This is a genomic window from Bacillus sp. TL12 (assembly GCF_022625245.1).
GTDB lineage: Bacteria > Bacillota > Bacilli > Bacillales > Bacillaceae_G > Bacillus_A.
This window is the reverse complement of the sequence record NZ_JAJJBY010000003.1, coordinates 53938-74745: the sequence shown is the minus strand read 5'-3', so window position 1 is coordinate 74745 and position 20808 is coordinate 53938. Positions and strand designations below refer to the sequence as shown.

Below are 20808 nucleotides of genomic sequence, written 5' to 3'. Positions count from 1 at the left end.
TAGCTTTTTTGCTATTAGTTTAGAGATAATACAAGTTATGGAGAATAAATTGTGTATTTCAAAGTTCTAATCCTATAGCCATGTTAATATAAAGCGGTGGAATATATTTCAAATAAACATTAAAGAGGATGAACTATGAATCAACAATCTATATTAATCGTAGATGACGATAGAGATATTGTTCAATTAATTAACGTACATTTGAAACAAGAAGATCTCATCTACATTTGGATGAGATCTTCTTGTTCATTGACCAGTAAATGTCTGATACAGTAAGAAAATATTTAAGGCAATAACGAGCCCAGCAATTAGCCAAGCAATTACGTTTGTAATGCGATGATTCACTAGCACACCCATAATCTTTTTGCTACTTGTAAACATAATAAGAGGTACTAATGCAAATGCGATACCAAATGATAATACAACTTGACTCATAACAAGAGCGTGAGTTGGATTTACTCCTAAAGCAATAATAACAAGAGGCGGGATCATAGTAATAAATCTTCTTAAATATAAAGGAATATGCATACGGATAAATCCTTGCATAATAATATCACCGGACATTGTTCCGACAGAAGAACTGGATAAACCAGCAGCTAACAATCCGATTCCGAAAAGGCTAGCTGAGACAGGGCCAACTAAGTTGCTAAACTCATGAAAAGCAACATCTAAGTCTTCAGCGTGTAATCCGTTTTTGAAGAATAAGGCAGCTGCTACAATTAGCATACTTGCATTAATTGCTCCAGCAATCACCATTGCGATAATAATGTCAATAAACTCAAAACGGAAAATCTTTTTGCGCTGCTCATCAGTTGTGCCTACTACACGACGCTGCGTTAAAGCGGAATGTAAATAAATTGCATGTGGCATAACTGTCGCACCTAATATCCCAGCAGCGAGTAGGATACTATCTACCCCTTGGAAATTAGGGATAAATAATCCTGAAAGTAGAGGGCTTAATTCTGGTTTCGCATAAAATACTTGTACACCAAAAACAACAACAACAATAAAGACCATTCCTGTAATAACAGCTTCTAATGGACGGAAGCCTCTACGTTGAAATTCAAGTATAATGAATGAACCAACAGCAGTAATGAGAGCAGCCGGCAACATTGGGATACCGAATAGTAAATATAGACCTAAAGCAGCCCCGATAAACTCAGCTAAATCAGTGGCCATGATAACAAGTTCGCCTTGTATCCATAAACCAATTGAAACAGGTTTTGGAAAGTGCTCACGAGCGACTTCAGGAAGGTTTTTTCCGGTAGCAATCCCGAGTTTCGCTGAAAGAGATTGAATTAATACCGCCATTAAGTTAGAAGTGAGAATGACCCAAAGTAATAAATAGCCATATTGCGATCCTGCTGCGATATTTGTAGCGAAATTTCCGGGATCAATATAAGCAACGGATGCGATGAATGCTGGGCCGAGAAAAGGTAATAATCTTTTGATTCCTTTCGTTTCACCACTTAAAGCGAGGTGAGCGGATTGGACTGTAGTACTTTGAAGAGGTGATTGTTCTTCTTTTGTTGTAGCTTTATTCATAGTAGTTTCCCCTTTTGTTTCTTAGCTTGCTGCAATTATTGTATTTATTCTTATTACTTATTTCAATACATTTAGATATGCTAGTTGATATTTTTATTTGGGCACAATTGTTTCTTCGATGCAAATTATATGTCTGATTGCAATAAAAGGTGTGCTCGAAATAACTATGTAACTAAAATAAATAAAACAGCTAACATACAGTTATAACTTCTAGGATTGTGGGAGAATAAAGAGAATTTACCTATAATATGGAATGGGAAAACGTATTTTTTAATTGTAAAATAGAGCTCGCAGCATATTAATTGCTGTAAACCAATTTGTATGTTATATAATATATTGGGATTACATTACAACCGTATTGGATTGTTGTGTAATCTCGTTTTTCATTTGTGTTAACTTCTGGGAAAACATTGTAAATAGGGGAAGAGATTTGAACAAATCTTTTCTCATTCTTATATGTTCCGATATGATCGTTAACTTATACATGATTTTAAAATATTGAATGAGATAGGTGGTAAAAATAAATGTTAAATACAAAACCATACAGAGTGTTACTATATTACATGTACACTACGATTGAGAATCCTGAAGAATTTGCTGCACAGCATTTAGAATTTTGTAATTCACTTGAGTTAAAAGGAAGAATTCTTGTAGCAGAAGAAGGGATTAATGGAACTGCTTCAGGTACTGTTGAACAAACAGAGAAGTACATGGAAGCAATGAAGAATGATCCACGTTTTGACGGTATCGTATTTAAAGTAGATGAAGCAGATGGGCATGCGTTCAAAAAAATGCACGTACGTCCTCGTTCAGAGCTTGTTACACTTCGCTTAGAAGATGATATTAACCCGAAAGAAATGACAGGGAAATATTTAGAGCCAAAAGAGTTTTATGAGGCGATGCAACAAGAAAACACAGTTATCATTGATGCACGAAATGACTATGAATTCGATTTAGGACATTTTAAAGGTGCAGTTAAACCTGATATTCACTCTTTCCGTGAATTACCAGATTGGATTAGAGAAAATAAAGAAGTTCTTGAAGGTAAAAAAATCTTAACATATTGCACAGGTGGTATTCGCTGCGAGAAGTTTTCAGGCTGGTTAGTCAGAGAAGGTTTTGAAGATGTAAGTCAGCTTCACGGCGGGATTGTAACGTACGGAAAAGACCCTGAAGTGCAAGGTGAACTATGGGATGGACAATGTTATGTATTCGATGAGCGTATTGGTGTACCTGTGAACCAAAAGGAACATGTAATAGTTGGGAAAGACCACTTTACAAAAGAACCATGTGAACGATATGTAAATTGTGCAAATCCAGAATGTAACAAACAAATTTTATGTTCTGAAGAAAATGAGGCGAAATATTTACGTGCCTGTTCACACGAATGCCGTGTGCACCCACGTAACCGTTATGTGAAAGAACATGAGTTAACAGAAGAGCAAGTGGCTATTGCGTTAGCAAAAATTGAAGAAGAAAATCAAGTGAAATTAGGATAATAGTTTACTTTAATAAAAACGGATCTTCTCGTAAAAGAGAGGATCCGTTTTTCATTTTTATTTAGATAATGAAAAAAATTACACATTGCTTGTTTAAAACAGCTTGCTTATATAAATCCTTAATTCCTAAAAAGCAACTATAGGTATATTCAAATATCTCATCAGAGTCATCATCTTCAACAAGTGGATAAAGTTGTTCATCCATCAAATCGTGGAAGTTATACATTTCTTTGAAATCAGGTTTTCTTAAATCTTTTATTGCCAAATAAGCTTCTTCGACTTCACTAGCTATAAGGTAAAATGTACCGAGAGTATCGTTATCGATGATGGAATCATTAAGAGGTACAACATGTCCAAGTGGTGGTTCGCCGCCGCCAACTTCACCACATAAAATAAAATGAAGTAGTTGCCAGGACTTATCGATATCTAAATCAGGTTCTTTAAAATAAATATCTAACTCCTTGTTTTGGAGTTTACTTAATTCCTCATCTGTAACTAATATATACTGTCCAATCATCCCCATAATAGCCAGCTCCTCTAAAGGTTTTGAATTTAGTATATCATTTTTTATGTAGGTATTGATTGAGGGATGGATAGAATAAGTACTTTGAAACCAAGGAGAGGAAAGGGTATTTCAACTAATTTATAAGATATGAGGGAATATAGCTTGCTTCTAGTAAATTAAAACAAGGGAAATGTTTAAATAAAAGAGTAGGCCATAAAAATTTGTGGCCTACTCTTTTTATAATCGTTCATTTAGATGCTAAAACGTAATTGTTAAAAGGAGGCTTCTGCGTTGTTTCTTCTTGAAATTTTGATTTTTATGGTAGCAGTGAAGTTTTCATATTACTGATATTTGCTAAAAAGAAGAGCAGCTACTTACTCTTGTTATAATCAGATCTTGTTAAACCGTAAACAACAGTATCTTCATACACTCCCCAGTACAAACAACTTTGTTTAAATGAACCTTCATGTTTCAACCCCAATTTTTGCATGACTTTAGAAGAGGCGGGATTTTTAGTGAAAGCATCAGCAAAAATACGATTGAGCTGTAATTCTTCAAATGCATATGTAACGATGACCTGACCAGCTTCAGTGCAGTATCCTTTACCCCAATATGATTTACCTATCCAGTATCCTAATTCTCCTTTATTATGTTTTTTATTGATAAAAAGGTATATGCAACCGATGAGTATATTTTGTTCATTAACCATTGCAAAGTGAAAACTGTCTCCCTTATCCATAGCTGTATGGGTAGAGGGAATCCACTCTTCTGCCCAGCCATCTGGATAAGGGTGAGGAATAATTGTAGTAGTTTTCACCACCTCCTTATCTCCTGCTAATTCTTGAACTTTAGCAGCATCATTTAATTCAAATGGGCGTATTGTTAATCTCTTAGATAAGAACATTGGATATTGCATTTTTTCTCATCCTTTCTAATTATACAAATCTTTACTAAGTGTATAATTCATAAATTTGAAAATTGAAATGTTACTAATCTATTCGTAAATAAAATAATGAATAATATTATATAGTCCTTAAAATGAAATTTTGTTAAAAAGTCGAATTTTCTGTTTGTTCGATAGGTCAGATGTATAATATAGTTATGCTACAAAGAAGTAAAATTTTCATGTTTGGAAAAGAGGAATTTTATATGCGTATTTTAGTATTAGGAGCTGGAGGCGTCGGAGGATATTTTGGTGGCCGTTTAGTAGAGAAAGGGGAAGATGTTACTTTTCTCGTTCGTAGTAAACGAAAACAACAATTAGAAGAAAAAGGCCTCGTTATTCGGAGTGCTAATGGGGATTTTTCATTTCAACCGAAATTAGTAACGAAAGAAGATGTCGTTTCTCCATTTAATGTGATTCTACTCTCAACAAAAGCATATCACTTAAAAGAGGCAATAATAGATTTGAAGCCGTTTGTAGGCGATAATACAATGATAATCCCATTATTAAACGGTATTGCTCATTTATCACATTTGCAACAGGAGTTTGGTGAGGAAAAAGTAATGGGTGGTTTATGTTTTATAGAGACAACTTTAAACGATGAAGGAGAAGTTGTACAAACTAGTGCTGCTGATAGACTTGTATTTGGAGAAATAAAACACCCTGATTCAGCAAGAGCAAAAAAAATTGCTAAAGTATTAACGGGAACGAAAGCGAGTTTTGTTCTAAGTGAACATATTTTACGAGATATGTGGCATAAATATTTATTTATTTCAGTAATGTCAGGTGTGACGACGTTAATGCATGCACCGATAGGTCCGATACGCGAAAGTGGTGGTGGCCGCGATTTTATTCGAAGTTTATTTGAAGAAGCAGCACAGATCATGAGGAGATTTGGAGCTCCGATTCAGGAAAATATTGTTGAGGAACATATGAAGACAATTGATAAAATTTCTTATGATATGAAGTCATCTATGCAGCGTGATATGGAAAAAGGTTCGTTCATTGAAGGGGAACATTTACAAGGATGTTTATTAAAATTAGCAAAACAATTTTGTATCGATGCACCGTTATTAAAAGTGGTTTATCAAAACTTAAAAGTATATGAAGAAATGACTTTAAATAAAGAACCGGTATAGTTTTTGTAGTACCGAAATGAGTGAAGGATAGAAAAAGTATAATTACTTTTTCTATCCTTTTTGTATTTGGCGAGTAAAAAATTAGAAAGAGCATGATTTATTAACAGGATATCATTGAGGTACTTAGATGCTAAAACGTAATGATTTTAATAATACATTTTTGTGGGGATTTGGTATTTTATTTCTTATACGTAGAGAAAATGGGTTCTAAAAGAAGGGTCCCTTGAAATATAAATGTGTTGGAAAGGAGGGAGAATAATGACTATAAGTACTTTTTTAGGGTTATTTTGGGGATGGGTCATATTAATTGTATCAGGTATTCTTTTCTTGCGTCCATCGGTGTTACGTGGATTGAAAAGGTTAGTAGTGGAAGATAGAGGATCTGGAATTATGTATGGATTTTTATCAATATTTTTAGGGTTAAGTACCGTAATTTTGCATCATGTATGGGAGTTGAATTGGCAAGGATTTGTTACACTTATTGGGTGGCTTTCGCTTTTAAAGGGAATCTATATCATTGCATATCCTGAACCTTCAAAAAAGACGGATTTTGAAGTGCGTGTATTTTCTACTCGTATAGTACTCGCTATCATTTCTGCTTTAGCCATTTGGATGCTTGTCATAATTTATATGCAATAAATTTTGATGTTTTAAAAATAAAAAGTCTGTTTTTTAAAAAAAACAGACTTTTTTCACTTGCTGATTATTGTATATTTGCCTTAATAAATTACTTATTTCTTTTATTTTCTTGTGAACAATTTCGTTCGTCAACTGTGTTTCCATATAACTTATTAATTTCTATTGTAATTTCATCTAAAAATGTATCCGATAAAAGTGGCTTCTTTTCTTCAGAAAAATCAATGCCTCCCAATCTATATTGATAAATATATTCTGTTCATTCATGTAGTGATACCATACATAATCATCATAATCTTTCTATTTCTAAAAAATTTTTGTTTACTTTTTTAAAATAAAGGAGTATTATAATCCACAGTTTCAAATTTCTAAATCGCTGAAACCGCATGGTACGGGGGACCCGTTTTTATGGATTATTGCATAATCCAAGGGGTGAATCCTTGAAAAAGGTAGGGCTACTCATAGGCCCGAATCCGACAGCTAACCTCGTAAGCGTTATATTGAGAAGGAAGGTGGAGCTTGTGCGACAAAAAATTTAATGTCTACAAGTCTATTTGTTATGGCTTGTAGACATTTTTTTATGTTCTGAAAAGATAGTTTATGAGCTTTAGCTAGCAGAGAATTGTTCGTACAAAATTATTGGAGAGTGGACAGCAGTGGTTTCATCTATAAAAAAGTTTTTAATTGGACGACCGTTAAAATCAACCGAATTAGGAGAGCAAAAACTTAATAAAACGAAAGCGTTAGCAATTTTATCCTCTGACGCATTATCATCGGTTGCATATGGTCCAGAGCAAATTTTAATCGCTTTAGCGAGCCTTGGCGCAATAGCGTTTTGGTACTCTATTCCAATTGCGATTGGAGTATTAGTGTTATTAACAGCTCTTATATTATCTTATCGACAAATCATTTTTGCCTATCCTCATGGAGGAGGAGCATATGTAGTATCTAAAGAAAACTTAGGAGTTAATCCAGGATTAATTGCTGGGGGATCTTTATTAGTAGACTACATTTTAACAGTAGCAGTAAGTGTATCGGCAGGTACAGATGCGATTACATCTGCCTTTCCTAGTTTACATGAGCATAATGTAATTATCGCGATTATATTTGTATTACTTATTACAATATTGAATTTAAGAGGAGTAACAGAGTCAGCTTCTGTTTTAGCATATCCAGTTTATTTATTTGTTTTAGCATTATTTATATTAATTGGAGTAGGAATATACAATATTGTAACTGGTCACGTTTCACCAAATTTGCATACGCCAATTGGAACACCAGTTGCTGGTATTAGTTTGTTTTTACTGTTAAGAGCATTTGCATCAGGTAGCTCTGCTTTAACAGGTGTTGAAGCAATTTCTAATGCAATTCCAAACTTTAAAGATCCAGCTCCTAACAATGCAGCAAAAACATTGCTTGCGATGGGGGCTTTACTGGCCGTTTTATTTTCAGGGATTGTTTATTTAGCTTATTATTACGGAATTACTCCTAGCAAAGAAGTAACCGTAGTTTCACAAATTGCTGAGCAAACATTTGGACGAAATTTTATGTACTTTTTTATACAAGGTACAACTGCTTTAATATTAATTCTTGCTGCTAACACTGGCTACTCAGCATTTCCTTTATTAGCAGTTAATCTTGCGAAAGATAAGTTTATTCCAAGGATGTTTACGATTAGAGGGGATCGATTAGGTTACTCGAACGGTATTATCATACTTGGTATCGCTTCTATTATTTTAATTATTGCGTTTCAAGGTCAGACAGAACATCTTATCCCGTTATATGCAGTAGGTGTATTCATTCCGTTTACGTTATCTCAAACTGGAATGGTAGTAAAATGGATACGAGAAAAGCCACAAGGGTGGATTTTGAAATTAACGATTAATTTAACAGGTGCAGTTATTAGTTTTATCGTTATGAGTATGTTCTTTTTAACGAAGTTCGCACAAGTTTGGACAATACTTGTTTTCTTACCAGCTATTATTTTTGTGTTTCATCGAATTAAGAAACATTATGATGCGGTAGGCGATCAATTAAGTCTTAAAACTTGTGAATCAATTGTTCCGATTGAAGGGAATGTAATTATCGTTCCTGTAGCCGGTATGACTCATGTAGTAGAAAATTCATTGAATTACGCAAAATCTCTTTCACCAGATCAAATTATCGCTGTATATGTTGCTTTTGAAAGAGAAGATGAAAAGAAATTTGAAGAGAAGTGGAAGAAATGGCAGCCTGACGTAAGGCTTGTTACATTGCATTCTCACTATAGAAGCATTATTCAACCGCTAACAAAGTTTATCGATACAGTGCAATATAAAGCAAGTGAGTCAAATTATCGAGTTACGGTAGTCATACCTCAGTTTATACCAAAGAAAGGTTGGCATAACATTCTTCATAATCAATCCAGTTTACTAATTCGTGCGTATTTACTTTATCGAAGAAATGTTGTGATTACGACTGTACCGTACCATTTGAAAAAATAAAGATTATAGAACAAGCAATTTCTAAGGTAGCTTTACTTATGTAGAGCTACCTTTTTTTACAAATAGGTTTTATATCTTATCTTTGTGTATCCAATCCTTATGCTAAATTTGGTATTTCGAAACTTTTTACCACTCCAAAAGTTATTCTTTCTAACCTTGTTAAAATTCCTATCTGTTTACTTTCACCAATTCTTTGAACGACCCTGGTTTTTAAAATGATTATCTACATTTTATGAATATCTTTAATACTATTAATACAATAAAGATATATAGTTTTGGATTTTTCTTTAAGGAGATTATTCCAAAATTGCATGTTCTACATCTACATTCTTCATTAGGTAAAAGGATGTAGTTTATATATGCTTCTCCATACCAATCTACATTTTTAAGAAGTAATGATAAGACGGAAAAGAATATGGTTTATAGAAAAGCGAGGAGAGGATATACTCGGGCACAAATAATTTTAAGAGTATGCCAGGAAATCTTTGATTTATCAAGAAAAATTAAATTTAAAATGAATTATATAAAGAAGTCTCTTGAGGGGAGGAATATTAAATTACAAAACATATCATATAGTGGGGAGTAGGTTTTAGTAAATGTTGAACAATACAATGGTCACTACATTTTCGATTAGGAAGGAAAGAACATGAAATTTCTATCTCGTTTTGTCCGACATTTCCATCGTTTGCAGTGGAAACTGACTTTATTTTATGTGTTAACAACCATTGGCGTTCTATTGACACTCGAAGTGATGGGCTTTCTTATTTCGCTTAGTCTAGTGAAATATAATGCGGACCAAATGTTTGAACAACAGATAAGCATACAAGCCCAAAATATATCTTCTAACTTTAACGGACCATTGATTAATCAAAATCAGCTGAAGAAAGCGTTAGAAGATTGGCCCATAGAAGTAGGGACTGAATTCGATGGATTTTCTGTGGTGACTGATCCAAATGGGAATTTACTTGCAAGCGCTGGAGAGAATGTGCCTCAGTTTATTGATTTTAAAGCAGAATTCCCTGCGAAAGTTTATCAAAATATATATACAGCTCTGTCACTGAAACCATCCGAAGCACGTAAATTAAAAACATATAGCTATCATAAAGGTGGAGTTTTCTATATTGTTGCTCCGTTATCTAATGAGAAAGATGTTCTTGGAGTATTAGTAGTTAAAGCAGAAAACATACATTTTTCTTTGGTCGATTTTTGGAAGGCTACTTTTCAGTTTTTTGGATTTAGTATTTTAGCTTTCTTTATTGGTGCAGCAATTGTTGGTATTACTTTTGGAATTATCACGTCTCGAAGTCTCGTTCGTCGTATTCAAAAGATATTAAACGCTACAGATCAATGGAGTCAAGGAGATTTCACAACATTTGTGCAAGATCCTTCAAAGGATGAATTGGGGCAGCTGGCACGCAAGCTGAATCAGATGGCGAAACAACTACGTACCTTACTTAAAATGCGGCAAGACTTAGCGACCCTCGAGGAACGCAATAGATTAGCTCGTGAGCTACATGATAGTGTTAAGCAGCAACTGTTTGCTACATCTATCTGGTTGAATACTAGTAAATTCCTTATTGGAAAAGATGATGATACCGCAAAAGACCATTTGTTAAAAGCAGAAAACTTGTTACATCAAACGCAGCGAGAGTTAAGTGCATTAATTCGGGAATTACGTCCTATCGCACTTGAGGGCAAGAACTTGGCACGTGCATTAAAGGATTATGTGGAGATGTGGCAAGAACAAACGGGTATCATGGTCAATTTGGAGACAAGTGGACAGCAACAAGTATCCCCTATTATTGAAGAAACATTCTTTCGCATCACACAGGAGGCACTGAATAATGTTGCACGTCACAGTCAGGCAAATATGGTAATGATTTATCTAGATTATGAAGAAGTTGTAACTCTTTCTATTCATGATAATGGTTGTGGGTTTGATATTCAAAGGGGAGCTCGACAAGGAGTAGGTTTGTCCTCTATGCGTGAACGGATTCATGCGTTAAAGGGGCATATTGATATCCAAAGTGAGATAGGGAAAGGTGTGAAAATTACCGTTCAATGTAAACAAACAGATATTCGAGAAGATAACAATCCGAATGCCAATTGTTATTTAGAAGAGGTGACAAAAAATGGAGAAGGAAGATCCGATTTCGATTTTAATAGTTGATGATCACGCAATTGTAAGACAAGGGTTGAATACTCTATTCACAATTCAATCTGACTTTCATGTATTTGGAGAAGCAGAAAATGGTGAAAGTGCTACGGCCCTAGCTGATGAGCTTGTGCCAGATATCGTACTCATGGATTTAGTGATGCCAGGTATCAATGGTGTAGAGGCAATTCGAATGATTAAACAAGTTAGTCCTCGTTCTCAAGTGATTGTGTTGACTTCTTATCATGAGGACGAGTACATTTTTCCAGCATTACGTGCAGGGGCAATATCATATGTGCTTAAAGACATCGAGCCTAATCAATTGGTTGAAACGGTAAGGAGAGGCGTACAAGGCGAATCCATTATGCATCCACGGGTGGCTGCACGGGTTGTTAATGAGATTCGTGCTACGAAACAGGCATCTTCCAATCCATTTTCCGAGCTAAGTGAACGAGAACTGGAAGTGTTACGATTAATTGCTAGTGGGCTCACGAATGCTGAAATTGCTGAAAGTCTTTTCATTAGTGAAAAGACAGTGAAAGGGCATGTTAGCAACATTTTAAGTAAGCTTCATATGATTGATCGTACGAAAGCTGCTGTTTTTGCCTGGGAACAAGGGTTTATGCGTCCGAATCAGGAAAAAAATTATTAATATAGATTAGAAAATTTCTTATACCAATTCCATTACGCGGAATTGGTATTTTTATTTTGCGATATTTCCAGTTTGTTAATCTACAACTTTGACTATGAAAATTCTTTTCTAAACGGACCTCTAGAACTGTTTATAAACAGTTCTAGAGGTCCGTTTCAAATTGCCCCTTTTATCATAATATGAACTTACTCATCAATATACAGTAGGGAGTTGAAGAATATGGTTTTTAAATTAAATCATATACGACGGTCGATTGATCACTATTCACAAAATACATTGAAAGAGGGGAGGGGAAAGCGGAACTTTTTGCTATCAAATTGGCATCGGTGGATTGCCTATATAACTGCAGTTTGGTCCTTCTTTTATGGATTTCTGGGGCTTTATTGGGCTATAGGAGGCGCAGGATTCCCTTTTGGTGAAAATGATTCAAGAGGGTTTATGATGGGATCATTTTTAGCAAACATACAATCAGATGTAGGAGGAGTGACAATCGCTTGCATCGGAGGAATTGGATCGATCACTGCATTGGCTACAATCCGAATGTGGGGAAAGATGATTCCGCGGGCAGTCCTGCTCATTTTCGCATGGATAATGTGTATCGCTCTAGTTATGGTAATTCCTGATGTCCGGGTATTACAGAATTTCGCTTATTCATTCATGCTACATTTTCAACTCATCGATTGGCCTGTAATAAATCAACTTTTATGTATGGTAGGAGGATTTTTATGGGGAGCGACAGCCTTGGCTTATCAGCGGCGGAGCCGGGAAGCATGTGTGAATTGCGGGCGCCAAAAGGAGACTCAAGACACATCAATTGCCGGAAACAGTTTTGGGAAATATGCAACCTACATTGCTATCGTTATGGCACTTCCTTATGGTATTGTCCGCTTAGCGTGGGCTGCAGGGATTCCATTGGGAGTGAGCGATGCAGCAGCAACATTAATTAGCAATCAATCATTTACGGAACGTTTGATAGAGGCAGTACTTGGTGGATTACCAATATGCGGTGCTATTCTTACATTGGGACTTATCCAAAAATGGGGAGAAAAGTTTCCTCGTTGGTGCCTTTATTTGGCTGGAAAACGTGTTCCTATTTGGTTCGCGGTGATACCAGCAACATGTGCATCTGTTCTTATCACTCTTGCAGGATTAAAAATAAGTCCGATTATCATTTCAAAAATATTGAACGGTTCCATCAATACTGGAAATTGGGGAGAATTAGGGCCTTCACTATTTTGGCTTCCATGGGGAGTAGCATTAGGGCTAGCAACCATTGCTTATTATCTAAGAAGGCGGGGACAGTGTAAATATTGTAGAAGGTTTTAGTATTATAACTTTCTAATAGAAGGAGTTGTTCTTTTGTGATGTTAAATACTGAGAAAAAAAACGAAACCGGAATTCATATTTTTAGATGGTTATCATTATGGCCCCAATGGATTGGGTATACTGCGGGTGCTTGGTCATTGATGTATTTGATATTAGGTCAGTATTGGGCGTTGGGAGGAAAAGGTTTTCCACTTGGGGTAGGGGATCCACAATCTGAATACTCAATGCTAGCTGGTTTGAGCCCTGAGAGCGGTGCACCTATGATGGTTGGATTTGGAGTAATGGGAGTCATTGTAGCTGTCATGATGATTCGTGGTTTAGGTAATGGAATTTTACGAATTATATTACTCGCGTTTGTGTATATGTTAGTGGCAATTCTACTATTCGCAGTTATTGACTACCGTGTTTTAGTGACTGTAGCATATGGAATTGTATTTCTGGTTGGAGCGCCATTTGATTTTCCGCATGGAGTGAATTTCTTTGAACAGATGATGTACTGGACGATTGTGAATCAATATATTAGTATGCTAGGAGCCTTTTTATGGATTGCTACTGCTTTAGCCTACCAACGCCAAACACGAAATGCTTGTCTGTATTGTGGCAGAAATAGTAACCCTTCTAAATGGACATCACAATCCTCAGCAGCATCTTGGGGAAAATGGTGCACTTACATTGCCATTATAATTCCTATCTGTTATTCCATAACCAGATGGTGTTGGGCGATAGGTATTCCACTGGGAACTACTAAAGAATTACTTGATTCTTTTGAACGTGATTCACCTGGAATTTGGTTAATGGGTGCATCCTTGGCTACAGTAGCACTTGGAGGGGCAATTCTTACGCTGGGACTTATTCAGCAATGGGGAGAAAAATTTCCACGTTGGTTTCCATTTATTGCTGGTAAGCGTGTACCTCTTTCGTTAGCGATTATTCCAGCTTCACTGGTTTCCATTATGGTTACTTCAGCTGGTTTGATGTACATCCGGGGTTTTATTAATAAAGGGGGCCTAGATCATAGGGGATGGGCATTAGAAGGTCCCGAGTTATTATGGCCAATCTGGGGAATAGCTCTATTTGGCGCTACGATTGCTTACTACTATCGTAGGCGCGGTACGTGTAAATATTGCAAACGGTTATAAAGTGAAACTTTAATCAGTGGGGTTTTCTTCAAGGGAGAAAAAGTTTTAAAGTAAGGAAATCTGTTTTGTGAAAAGAGTGTATGCATAATTGCATACACTCGGAATAATTATCTTGATATAATTATTTTCGTGGAAATAATTATAAAGATAAAGGTGCTTTTCAATGAAAAGTACTCTTATTAATATTTTATAAAGTTAATGTTATTTTATATTGAAATAAAGACAAAAAGCCTATGGAGTAGCGAAAGAAAAAATACTTCTTTACGATGAAAAATAGCTGTGTTTAAATGATGCTACAGTATAAAACTTGAATTTAAACACAGCTATTTGCTTCATATTTTTATTGGTGAATAGTGAAAAATGAATAATATTTCTGTGTAGCTAATGTATAAATGAGATTTTTCCTCTCTGTTTTATAGGGAATTAAAAGTATTCTCATGATATACAGTTCATTCAGTGAATAAAGATATGATGAATAGCTCATATGATTTATTTAAAGTTCAATATACTACATTATGAATCTAATGGATTGAAAGAGGTGGATATAGTAAAGTGTGATTTTGTGTTCTTATTAAGATAATGTTGTTAAATGAATCAAACAAGTAAGGATTGAAATCGCCAATAAGCAAATATAAAAACGAACAGTTAGAAATAGAGTTTACACATATTGGAAAAAGATTTAATAGATATTATGAGAGCGTTTCCTGGATTTACCTGCTTGATAAGGGATACATAAAGAAACAAAAAATTTATATGAAATATAATTGGATACTAATACATTAGGAGGAGTTAAAGTGAAAAAAACTTTAATCACAGGCTTATTGATTACAGCAGTATCTACAAGTTGCCTAACGCCAATAAGTGCTTTTGCGGAAAGTAATCAATCTGAATTTAAACAAGCAAGTGCTCAAAACATAACGGTTAGAAATACATTATCTAATTCGATAAGAGCTTTAGGATCAAACACTCCTTTAATACAAGCTTACGGATTAGTTATATTACAACAGCCAGATATTAAAGTAGATGCTATGAGTAGTTTGACAAATCATCAAAAGTTCGTAAAAATGAATGTCCGTGAATGGATTGATGAATATAATCCGAAGTTAATGGACTTAAATCAAGAGATTATGAGGTATAGTATAAGATTTAATAGTTATTATAGTAAATTATATGATTTCTCCGGAAAAGTGAATGAAGATGAACAAGCAAAAACAGCTTTTGTAAGCGGTTTCAGTAAACTTCAAAGTCAAGCACAAACGATTCAAGATAACATGGAACAAACTTTATTGGATTTAAATCGTTTCAAATCCTTATTAGTAAAAGATAGTGGGAGTTTATCTCAACAGGCTGAAACAGCAATCCAAGCATTAAAGGGTTCAAATGGAGATATTGCACAGATAAGAGCGGATATTAAAAGAATTCAAGAAGAGATTCAAGCTGAACTTACAAAGATTTTAAATAGACCAAATGAAATTATTAAAGGCTCTATTAATATTGGGAAGCAAGTGTTTACAATTACGAATACAACAGCCCAAACAAAAACGGTAGATTTTGTATCAATTGGATCTCTTAGTGATGAAATTGTAAATGCTGCGGATAGTCAAACAAGAGAGGCTGCTATTAAAATTCAGCAGAAACAAAAAGAATTAGTACAACTTATTCAAAAGTTATCACAATCTGAAATTCAAGCAACGGAAATTATTTTTATTGAAGATCAGGTGAAAAGCTTTGTGGAGCTAATTAATAGACAAATTACTACTCTAGAATACTTGGTAAATGATTGGAAGGCACTGAATGAAAATATGCTTCAAATGAAATCGAATCTTGAAACAGGTGTCTATACTGATAGTGGTACGCTTCAAAGACAATTCAGTCAGCTTAAAAACGTAAGTGATGAGATGACTAAACAAACAAAGCAATTTGAAGATTACGTGACAAATGTAGAGGTACATTAAATATAAGCAGGCGTTACATCATAATAATCAATAATATAGGGAGAGAAAAAAATGACAAAAAAACCTTATAAAGTAATGGCTCTATCAGCAATCATGGCAGTAGTTGCAGCAGGTAATATCCTGCCAGCACATACTTATGCAGCGGAAAGCACAACAAAACCAATTCCAGTTCATGCTAGTGTAACAGATGCATCTGATAAATATTCTGAGTATTCATTAGGACCAGACGGCCTTAGAACTGCGATGGAAAAAACAGGTTCAAATGCTTTAGTAATGGACCTGTATGCGTTAACGATTATTAAACAAGCTAATGTTAATTTTAATGGTATAACGACTGTTGATGATTCTTTAAAAACAAAAGTCGTTCATCATCAAGATGTTGCTAGAGGAAATGCAAATCAGTGGTTGGATACAATTAAACCACAATTGATTTCCACGAACCAAAATATTATTAATTATAATACGAAATTCCAAAATTACTATGATACTCTAGTAACAGCTGTAGATAATAAAGACAAAGCAACACTAACAAAAGGACTTACAAGATTATCTACTAGTATTACAGAGAACAAAGAAAAAGTAGATAAGTTAGTGGAAGATCTAAAAAAATTCCGAAATAAAATGACAGCAGATACGCAAAACTTTAAAGGTGATGCAAATCAATTAACGTCTATTTTAGCAAGTCAAGATGCTGGAATCCCACTTATGCAAAATCAAATCACAACGTATAATGAGGCGATTGGTAAATATAACGCAATTATCATTGGATCATCAGTTGCAACAGCTTTAGGTCCAATCGCAATTATTGGTGGAGCAGTTGTAATTGCTACTGGTGCAGGTACTCCATTAGGAATTGGGCTCATTGCAGGTGGTGCAGCAGCAATTGGAGGGGGAACAGCTGGTATTGTTTTAGCGAAGAAAGAACTTGATAATGCACAGGCAGAAATTCAAAAGATAACAGGGCAAATTTCACAAGCTCAATTACAGGTAGCTGGATTAACGAATATTAAAAATCAAACTGAGTACTTAACGAATACGATTGATATAGCTATTACTGCACTGCAAAACATTTCAAATCAATGGCATACAATGGGGAAAAAATATGACTCTTTACTTCAAAATGTTGAATCTATTAGCCCTAACGATCTTGTTTTCATCAAAGAAGATCTAAATATTGCTAAAGATAGCTGGAAAAATATTAAAGATTATGCTGAAAAGATTTATGCTGAGGATATTAAAGTAGTAGATACAAAAGCGTAATAAACCACTAATGCTTTATATAGAGATACTTGACAGTTTTTTCGGATATATAAAGTATGTGATGCAGGTCTCCTGTTCAATTTTGATCAGGAGATTTTTAATCTCATTATTCGTGAGAATCGTTGAGATAAAGAAGATTTTAGTTAATAAAAGTTTCACTTTATACAAAAAGTAGGTGGAGATATGAATAAGAGGTTTTATAAGAAAATCGTGTTGTCAATGATGGTTCTTGGGGTTACGACAAGTAATATCGTACCACTTCATCCTCTTGCAGCAGAACAAAAAAGTCAAATGCATTCATTACAAGAAAGTGAGAAGAACTATTCCCTTGGTCCTGCTGGATTCCAAGATGTAATGGCGCAAACAACATCTAGTGTATTTGCAATGGATTCGTATGCGAAAACAATTCGGGATCAACAAGAAACAGATTTGGGTAAGATAAGTTCGATAAATGGTGATTTAAAAGGGAATATGCTCAAGCATCAAAAAGATGCAAAAGTCAATGCATCTTTTTGGCTAGATGAAATAAAACCTCAAATTATGAAAACAGATCAAAATATAGTGGAATTTAACGGAACCTTTCAGTCTTATTACAGCAGTCTAATAGCAGCTGTTGACCAAAAAGACAGAGAAAAATTGAAATCTGAATTAGGAAAATTATACAATATTATTTTGACTAATCAGAGCGAAGTGGACAAGCTATTAGAAAATCTAAAAACGTTTCGAAATAGAATGGCCGAAGATACAAAAAGCTTTAAAGATGATTCAAATCAATTAACAGCAATTTTGGCAAGTACGAATGCTGGAATTCCACTTTTAGAGCAGCAAATCAATACTTATAATGATTCAATTAAAAAAAGTAATGATATGCTGATTGCAGGGTCAGTGCTTTGTGCGGCGTTAATTACTTGTCTTGCCGGTGGACCGATGATTGCTGTTGCCAAGAGAGATATTGCAAACGCAGAGAGAGAAATCGGAAATTTAAAGGCAAGAATTTCCGGGGCGCAGACAGAGGTAGCAATTTTGACCGATGTGAAAAATAAAACAATAAATATGACGGAAACAATTGATGCAGCTATTACTTCTCTTCAAAATATTTCAAATCAGTGGTATACAATTGGTGCTAAGTATAATAATTTGTTACAAAATATAAAAGGTATCAGTCCTGAGGAGTTTACTTTTATTAAAGAAGATCTGAATACAGCTAGAGATAGTTGGCAGGATGTCAAGAATTATACAGAAAAATTACATGAGGATGTAAAAGTAAAATAAATAGAGAGTAAAGAAAACGGATATGTTGTAGTAAGGAGAATAAAGAGCGACTTGTTGGTGAAAATTTTCACGCTATAAATCGGTCATTTTGAAGTGATTTATCCGTGAGAAGTTGGCTATTAATTCAGATGGTCGAATTTTCTAGAATAAAGCGGTATAATGCTTGTAAGTACGATGTATGTGAGTATAGAAAATGTAAGGAAGGACATATAGTTAGTATGGATAAAGAAAAACAACAACTAAGCGTTGAAGTTGCAAGATTATACTACCAATCTGATTATAGCCAACAAGAAATTGCTAATAAATTGAATATCTCTAGACCAACCATTTCAAGACTGTTAAAATATGCGAAAGAAAAAGGGTTTGTTCAAATTCATATAGCGGATCCATTTGCTGATCTAGATAATGTAGGTAACCTACTTAAAGAAAAATATAATTTATTAGAAGCGCACGTAGTATTTTCCCCTGTACCAGAGTACACGGCGATTACGGAGTATATCAGTAAGTATGCTGCTGAATATATGGAGAAGACTGTTACAAATGGTGATATCGTCGGTGTGAGCTGGGGAACAACTATGTATGAAATCGCGAGAAAAATTGTGCCGCAGCATGTAAAAGGGGTAGAGGTTGTTCAATTAAAAGGAGGCATTAGTCATTCAAGTGTTAATACGTATGCAAATGAAACGATTGCCTTATTTGCGGATGCCTTTCAAACAACACCACGAAACCTACCACTTCCAGTTATATTTGATAACGCAGTTACAAAGGAATTAGTGGAACAGGATAGACATATCCACCATATTATTGAAATGGGAAAACAAGCGAATATTGCGATTTTTACAGTCGGAACTGTTCGAGATGAAGCTTTATTGTTTCGGTTAGGCTATTTAGATAAACAAGAAATGAGCTTATTGAAAGAACAAGCTGTCGGTGATATTTGTTCACGTTTCTTTAATGGTGAAGGTAATATTTGCAGTGAAGAAATTAATCAGCGCACAATTGGTATTGAGTTAGAGGAGTTGCGCTTAAAGAAACGCTCCGTTCTTGTGGTTGGGGGTTCTAGAAAAGTAAAAGCGATAGATGGTGCGTTAAGCGGGGGATATGCGAATGTGTTGATTATCGATCAACATACTGCAAAGGAGCTTTTAAATTATAAAAGAGGTTAGAAAAGAAGGTTTCTCAAAAGTATAGATTTGAGAAACCTTCTTTTCGTATATGGCTGTGCAATATATGCGCTTTTCAATAAAAATTTCATGATGAAATAATGGTTTGCATAAGAAATTTGTGAAATAGATTTTTTTATCCCACATTAACGGGTAGTAAAACTCCCACTGATTAAAGTTTCACTTTATGAATGAATTTTGTGTTTTATGAGGGAGCTGTTAATATGACAGCTCTCTTTTTGTGTCAATTTTTAAAACTTATTTCACTATCTCAAAAAAATGTTGAACATAATTTCAAAAGTGTGTTTACATTTGTTCAAAGTGGAGTTAGAATGAAGTTGTTAAAAGATATGAGGAGTGAACAAAATGAACATTGCAAAGTTAATTGATCATACAGTTTTGAAACCAAATTCTACAAAAGAAGATGTTATGAAAGTGATTGAAGAGGCGAAGGAATACAATTTTGCCTCTGTTTGTATTAATCCTACATGGGTAAAATTAGCTGCTGAAGAATTAGCAGGACACGATGTGGATGTTTGTACAGTTATCGGATTCCCTTTAGGTGCAAATACAACTGAAACAAAAGTATTTGAAACAAAAGATGTAATTGCAAAAGGTGCAACTGAAGTAGACATGGTAATCAATGTCGGTGCATTAAAAGATGGCGACAATGAATTCGTTGAAAATGATATTCGTGAAGTTGTACAAGCTGCAAAAGGAAAAGCACTTGTAAAAGTTATTATTGAAACTTGTTTATTAACAGATGAAGAAAAAGTACGCGCTTGTGAATTATCTGTAAAAGCTGGTGCTGATTTTGTAAAAACTTCAACTGGATTCTCAACTGGCGGAGCAACTGCTGAAGATATCGCATTAATGCGTAAAACAGTTGGACCAGATGTTGGTGTGAAAGCATCTGGTGGCGTTCGTACACGTGAAGATGCAGAGAAAATGGTTGCAGCTGGAGCTTCTAGAGTTGGAGCGAGCGCTAGTGTTGCAATCGTATTAAATGACGAAAAAGGCGCTTCAGACAATTACTAATTTATAAAGATTTAGAAGCAATAGATACACAAATTGCAGGGAGCATGGTGTATCTATTGCTTTACTAATTGAAAAACATGTAAGCGGATACGGAAAAG

Annotated in this window: 17 protein-coding genes and 1 riboswitch; of the genes, 13 read left to right on the top strand and 4 right to left on the bottom strand. The window is 34.8% G+C overall.

Annotated features, from left to right (window positions below):
• Window positions 1-246: 246 nt before the first annotated feature.
• Window positions 247-1545 carry an Nramp family divalent metal transporter gene (locus LOK41_RS03985; protein WP_241815353.1) on the bottom strand — a complete coding sequence of 433 codons (1299 nt, stop codon included), beginning with the start codon at window positions 1543-1545 and terminating at the stop codon, window positions 247-249.
• 524 nt (window positions 1546-2069) lie between these two features.
• Here LOK41_RS03985 and trhO point away from each other — a divergent pair.
• On the top strand, window positions 2070-3044 hold the full coding sequence (trhO, locus tag LOK41_RS03980; protein ID WP_241815352.1) for an oxygen-dependent tRNA uridine(34) hydroxylase TrhO: 975 nt from the start codon (window positions 2070-2072) through the stop codon (window positions 3042-3044).
• A gap of 61 nt (window positions 3045-3105) precedes the next feature.
• On the opposite strand, the gene LOK41_RS03975 is transcribed toward trhO, so the two are convergent.
• Together LOK41_RS03975 and LOK41_RS03970 are read right to left on the bottom strand one after the other, a co-directional pair.
• Window positions 3106-3567 carry a YfbM family protein gene (locus LOK41_RS03975; protein ID WP_241815351.1) on the bottom strand — a complete coding sequence of 154 codons (462 nt, stop codon included), beginning with the start codon at window positions 3565-3567 and terminating at the stop codon, window positions 3106-3108.
• A 352-nt stretch (window positions 3568-3919) separates the two neighbouring features.
• Window positions 3920-4465: a GNAT family N-acetyltransferase gene (locus tag LOK41_RS03970; RefSeq protein ID WP_241815350.1), complete on the bottom strand. Its 546-nt coding sequence runs from the start codon at window positions 4463-4465 to the stop codon at window positions 3920-3922.
• A gap of 233 nt (window positions 4466-4698) precedes the next feature.
• On the opposite strand from LOK41_RS03970, the gene panE reads away from it, so the two are divergent.
• Both panE and LOK41_RS03960 read left to right on the top strand, forming a co-directional pair.
• Entirely contained in the window at window positions 4699-5631 is a 933-nt protein-coding gene (panE, locus tag LOK41_RS03965; protein ID WP_241815349.1) for a 2-dehydropantoate 2-reductase, read from the top strand.
• Window positions 5632-5889: 258 nt separating this feature from the next.
• Complete coding sequence (locus tag LOK41_RS03960; protein WP_241815348.1) at window positions 5890-6270, top strand: hypothetical protein; 381 nt, start codon at window positions 5890-5892, stop codon at window positions 6268-6270.
• A gap of 88 nt (window positions 6271-6358) precedes the next feature.
• On the opposite strand, the gene LOK41_RS03955 is transcribed toward LOK41_RS03960, so the two are convergent.
• On the bottom strand, window positions 6359-6502 hold the full coding sequence (locus tag LOK41_RS03955; RefSeq protein WP_241815347.1) for a hypothetical protein: 144 nt from the start codon (window positions 6500-6502) through the stop codon (window positions 6359-6361).
• Between the two features lie 129 nt (window positions 6503-6631).
• Window positions 6632-6777, top strand: a riboswitch (cyclic di-AMP (ydaO/yuaA leader).
• 146 nt (window positions 6778-6923) lie between these two features.
• On the opposite strand from LOK41_RS03955, the gene LOK41_RS03950 reads away from it, so the two are divergent.
• The 10 genes from LOK41_RS03950 (at window position 6924) to deoC (ending at window position 20710) form a co-directional block, all read left to right on the top strand.
• Window positions 6924-8750 (top strand): APC family permease, encoded by a 1827-nt coding sequence (locus LOK41_RS03950; protein WP_241815346.1) that lies wholly within the window; start codon window positions 6924-6926, stop codon window positions 8748-8750.
• A 646-nt stretch (window positions 8751-9396) separates the two neighbouring features.
• Complete coding sequence (locus tag LOK41_RS03945; RefSeq protein WP_241815345.1) at window positions 9397-10920, top strand: sensor histidine kinase; 1524 nt, start codon at window positions 9397-9399, stop codon at window positions 10918-10920.
• Window positions 10883-11557 carry a response regulator gene (locus tag LOK41_RS03940; protein WP_241815344.1) on the top strand — a complete coding sequence of 225 codons (675 nt, stop codon included), beginning with the start codon at window positions 10883-10885 and terminating at the stop codon, window positions 11555-11557. The genes LOK41_RS03945 and LOK41_RS03940 overlap by 38 nt, the downstream gene beginning before the upstream one ends.
• Window positions 11558-11776: 219 nt before the next feature.
• Complete coding sequence (locus LOK41_RS03935; RefSeq protein ID WP_241815343.1) at window positions 11777-12883, top strand: hypothetical protein; 1107 nt, start codon at window positions 11777-11779, stop codon at window positions 12881-12883.
• A gap of 38 nt (window positions 12884-12921) precedes the next feature.
• Window positions 12922-14022 (top strand): hypothetical protein, encoded by a 1101-nt coding sequence (locus LOK41_RS03930; protein ID WP_241815519.1) that lies wholly within the window; start codon window positions 12922-12924, stop codon window positions 14020-14022.
• Between the two features lie 794 nt (window positions 14023-14816).
• Window positions 14817-15977, top strand: a complete 1161-nt coding sequence (nheA, locus tag LOK41_RS03925) for a non-hemolytic enterotoxin subunit A (protein ID WP_241815518.1) — start codon at window positions 14817-14819, stop codon at window positions 15975-15977.
• A 51-nt stretch (window positions 15978-16028) separates the two neighbouring features.
• A complete protein-coding gene (nheB, locus tag LOK41_RS03920) occupies window positions 16029-17237 on the top strand; it encodes a non-hemolytic enterotoxin subunit B (RefSeq protein WP_241815342.1) in 1209 nt (402 codons plus the stop codon).
• Window positions 17238-17420: 183 nt separating this feature from the next.
• Entirely contained in the window at window positions 17421-18509 is a 1089-nt protein-coding gene (nheC, locus tag LOK41_RS03915; protein ID WP_241815341.1) for a non-hemolytic enterotoxin subunit C, read from the top strand.
• Window positions 18510-18727: 218 nt separating this feature from the next.
• The gene (locus LOK41_RS03910) at window positions 18728-19675 is read left to right on the top strand and encodes a sugar-binding transcriptional regulator (RefSeq protein WP_241815340.1); all 948 of its coding nucleotides are present in this window, start codon (window positions 18728-18730) and stop codon (window positions 19673-19675) included.
• A gap of 363 nt (window positions 19676-20038) precedes the next feature.
• A complete protein-coding gene (gene deoC / locus LOK41_RS03905; protein ID WP_241815339.1) occupies window positions 20039-20710 on the top strand; it encodes a deoxyribose-phosphate aldolase in 672 nt (223 codons plus the stop codon).
• Window positions 20711-20808 lie beyond the last annotated feature (98 nt).

Excerpts from the sequence above, each read along its gene's own strand:
- LOK41_RS03985 (WP_241815353.1), bottom strand. The coding sequence starts at position 1,545 with ATGAATAAAGCTACAACAAAAGAAGAACAATCACCTCTTCAAAGTACT.
- trhO (WP_241815352.1), top strand. The coding sequence starts at position 2,070 with ATGTTAAATACAAAACCATACAGAGTGTTACTATATTACATGTACACT.
- LOK41_RS03975 (WP_241815351.1), bottom strand. The coding sequence starts at position 3,567 with ATGGGGATGATTGGACAGTATATATTAGTTACAGATGAGGAATTAAGT.
- LOK41_RS03970 (WP_241815350.1), bottom strand. The coding sequence starts at position 4,465 with ATGCAATATCCAATGTTCTTATCTAAGAGATTAACAATACGCCCATTT.
- panE (WP_241815349.1), top strand. The coding sequence starts at position 4,699 with ATGCGTATTTTAGTATTAGGAGCTGGAGGCGTCGGAGGATATTTTGGT.
- LOK41_RS03960 (WP_241815348.1), top strand. The coding sequence starts at position 5,890 with ATGACTATAAGTACTTTTTTAGGGTTATTTTGGGGATGGGTCATATTA.
- LOK41_RS03945 (WP_241815345.1), top strand. The coding sequence starts at position 9,397 with ATGAAATTTCTATCTCGTTTTGTCCGACATTTCCATCGTTTGCAGTGG.
- LOK41_RS03940 (WP_241815344.1), top strand. The coding sequence starts at position 10,883 with ATGGAGAAGGAAGATCCGATTTCGATTTTAATAGTTGATGATCACGCA.
- LOK41_RS03935 (WP_241815343.1), top strand. The coding sequence starts at position 11,777 with ATGGTTTTTAAATTAAATCATATACGACGGTCGATTGATCACTATTCA.
- LOK41_RS03930 (WP_241815519.1), top strand. The coding sequence starts at position 12,922 with ATGTTAAATACTGAGAAAAAAAACGAAACCGGAATTCATATTTTTAGA.
- nheB (WP_241815342.1), top strand. The coding sequence starts at position 16,029 with ATGACAAAAAAACCTTATAAAGTAATGGCTCTATCAGCAATCATGGCA.
- nheC (WP_241815341.1), top strand. The coding sequence starts at position 17,421 with ATGAATAAGAGGTTTTATAAGAAAATCGTGTTGTCAATGATGGTTCTT.
- LOK41_RS03910 (WP_241815340.1), top strand. The coding sequence starts at position 18,728 with ATGGATAAAGAAAAACAACAACTAAGCGTTGAAGTTGCAAGATTATAC.
- deoC (WP_241815339.1), top strand. The coding sequence starts at position 20,039 with ATGAACATTGCAAAGTTAATTGATCATACAGTTTTGAAACCAAATTCT.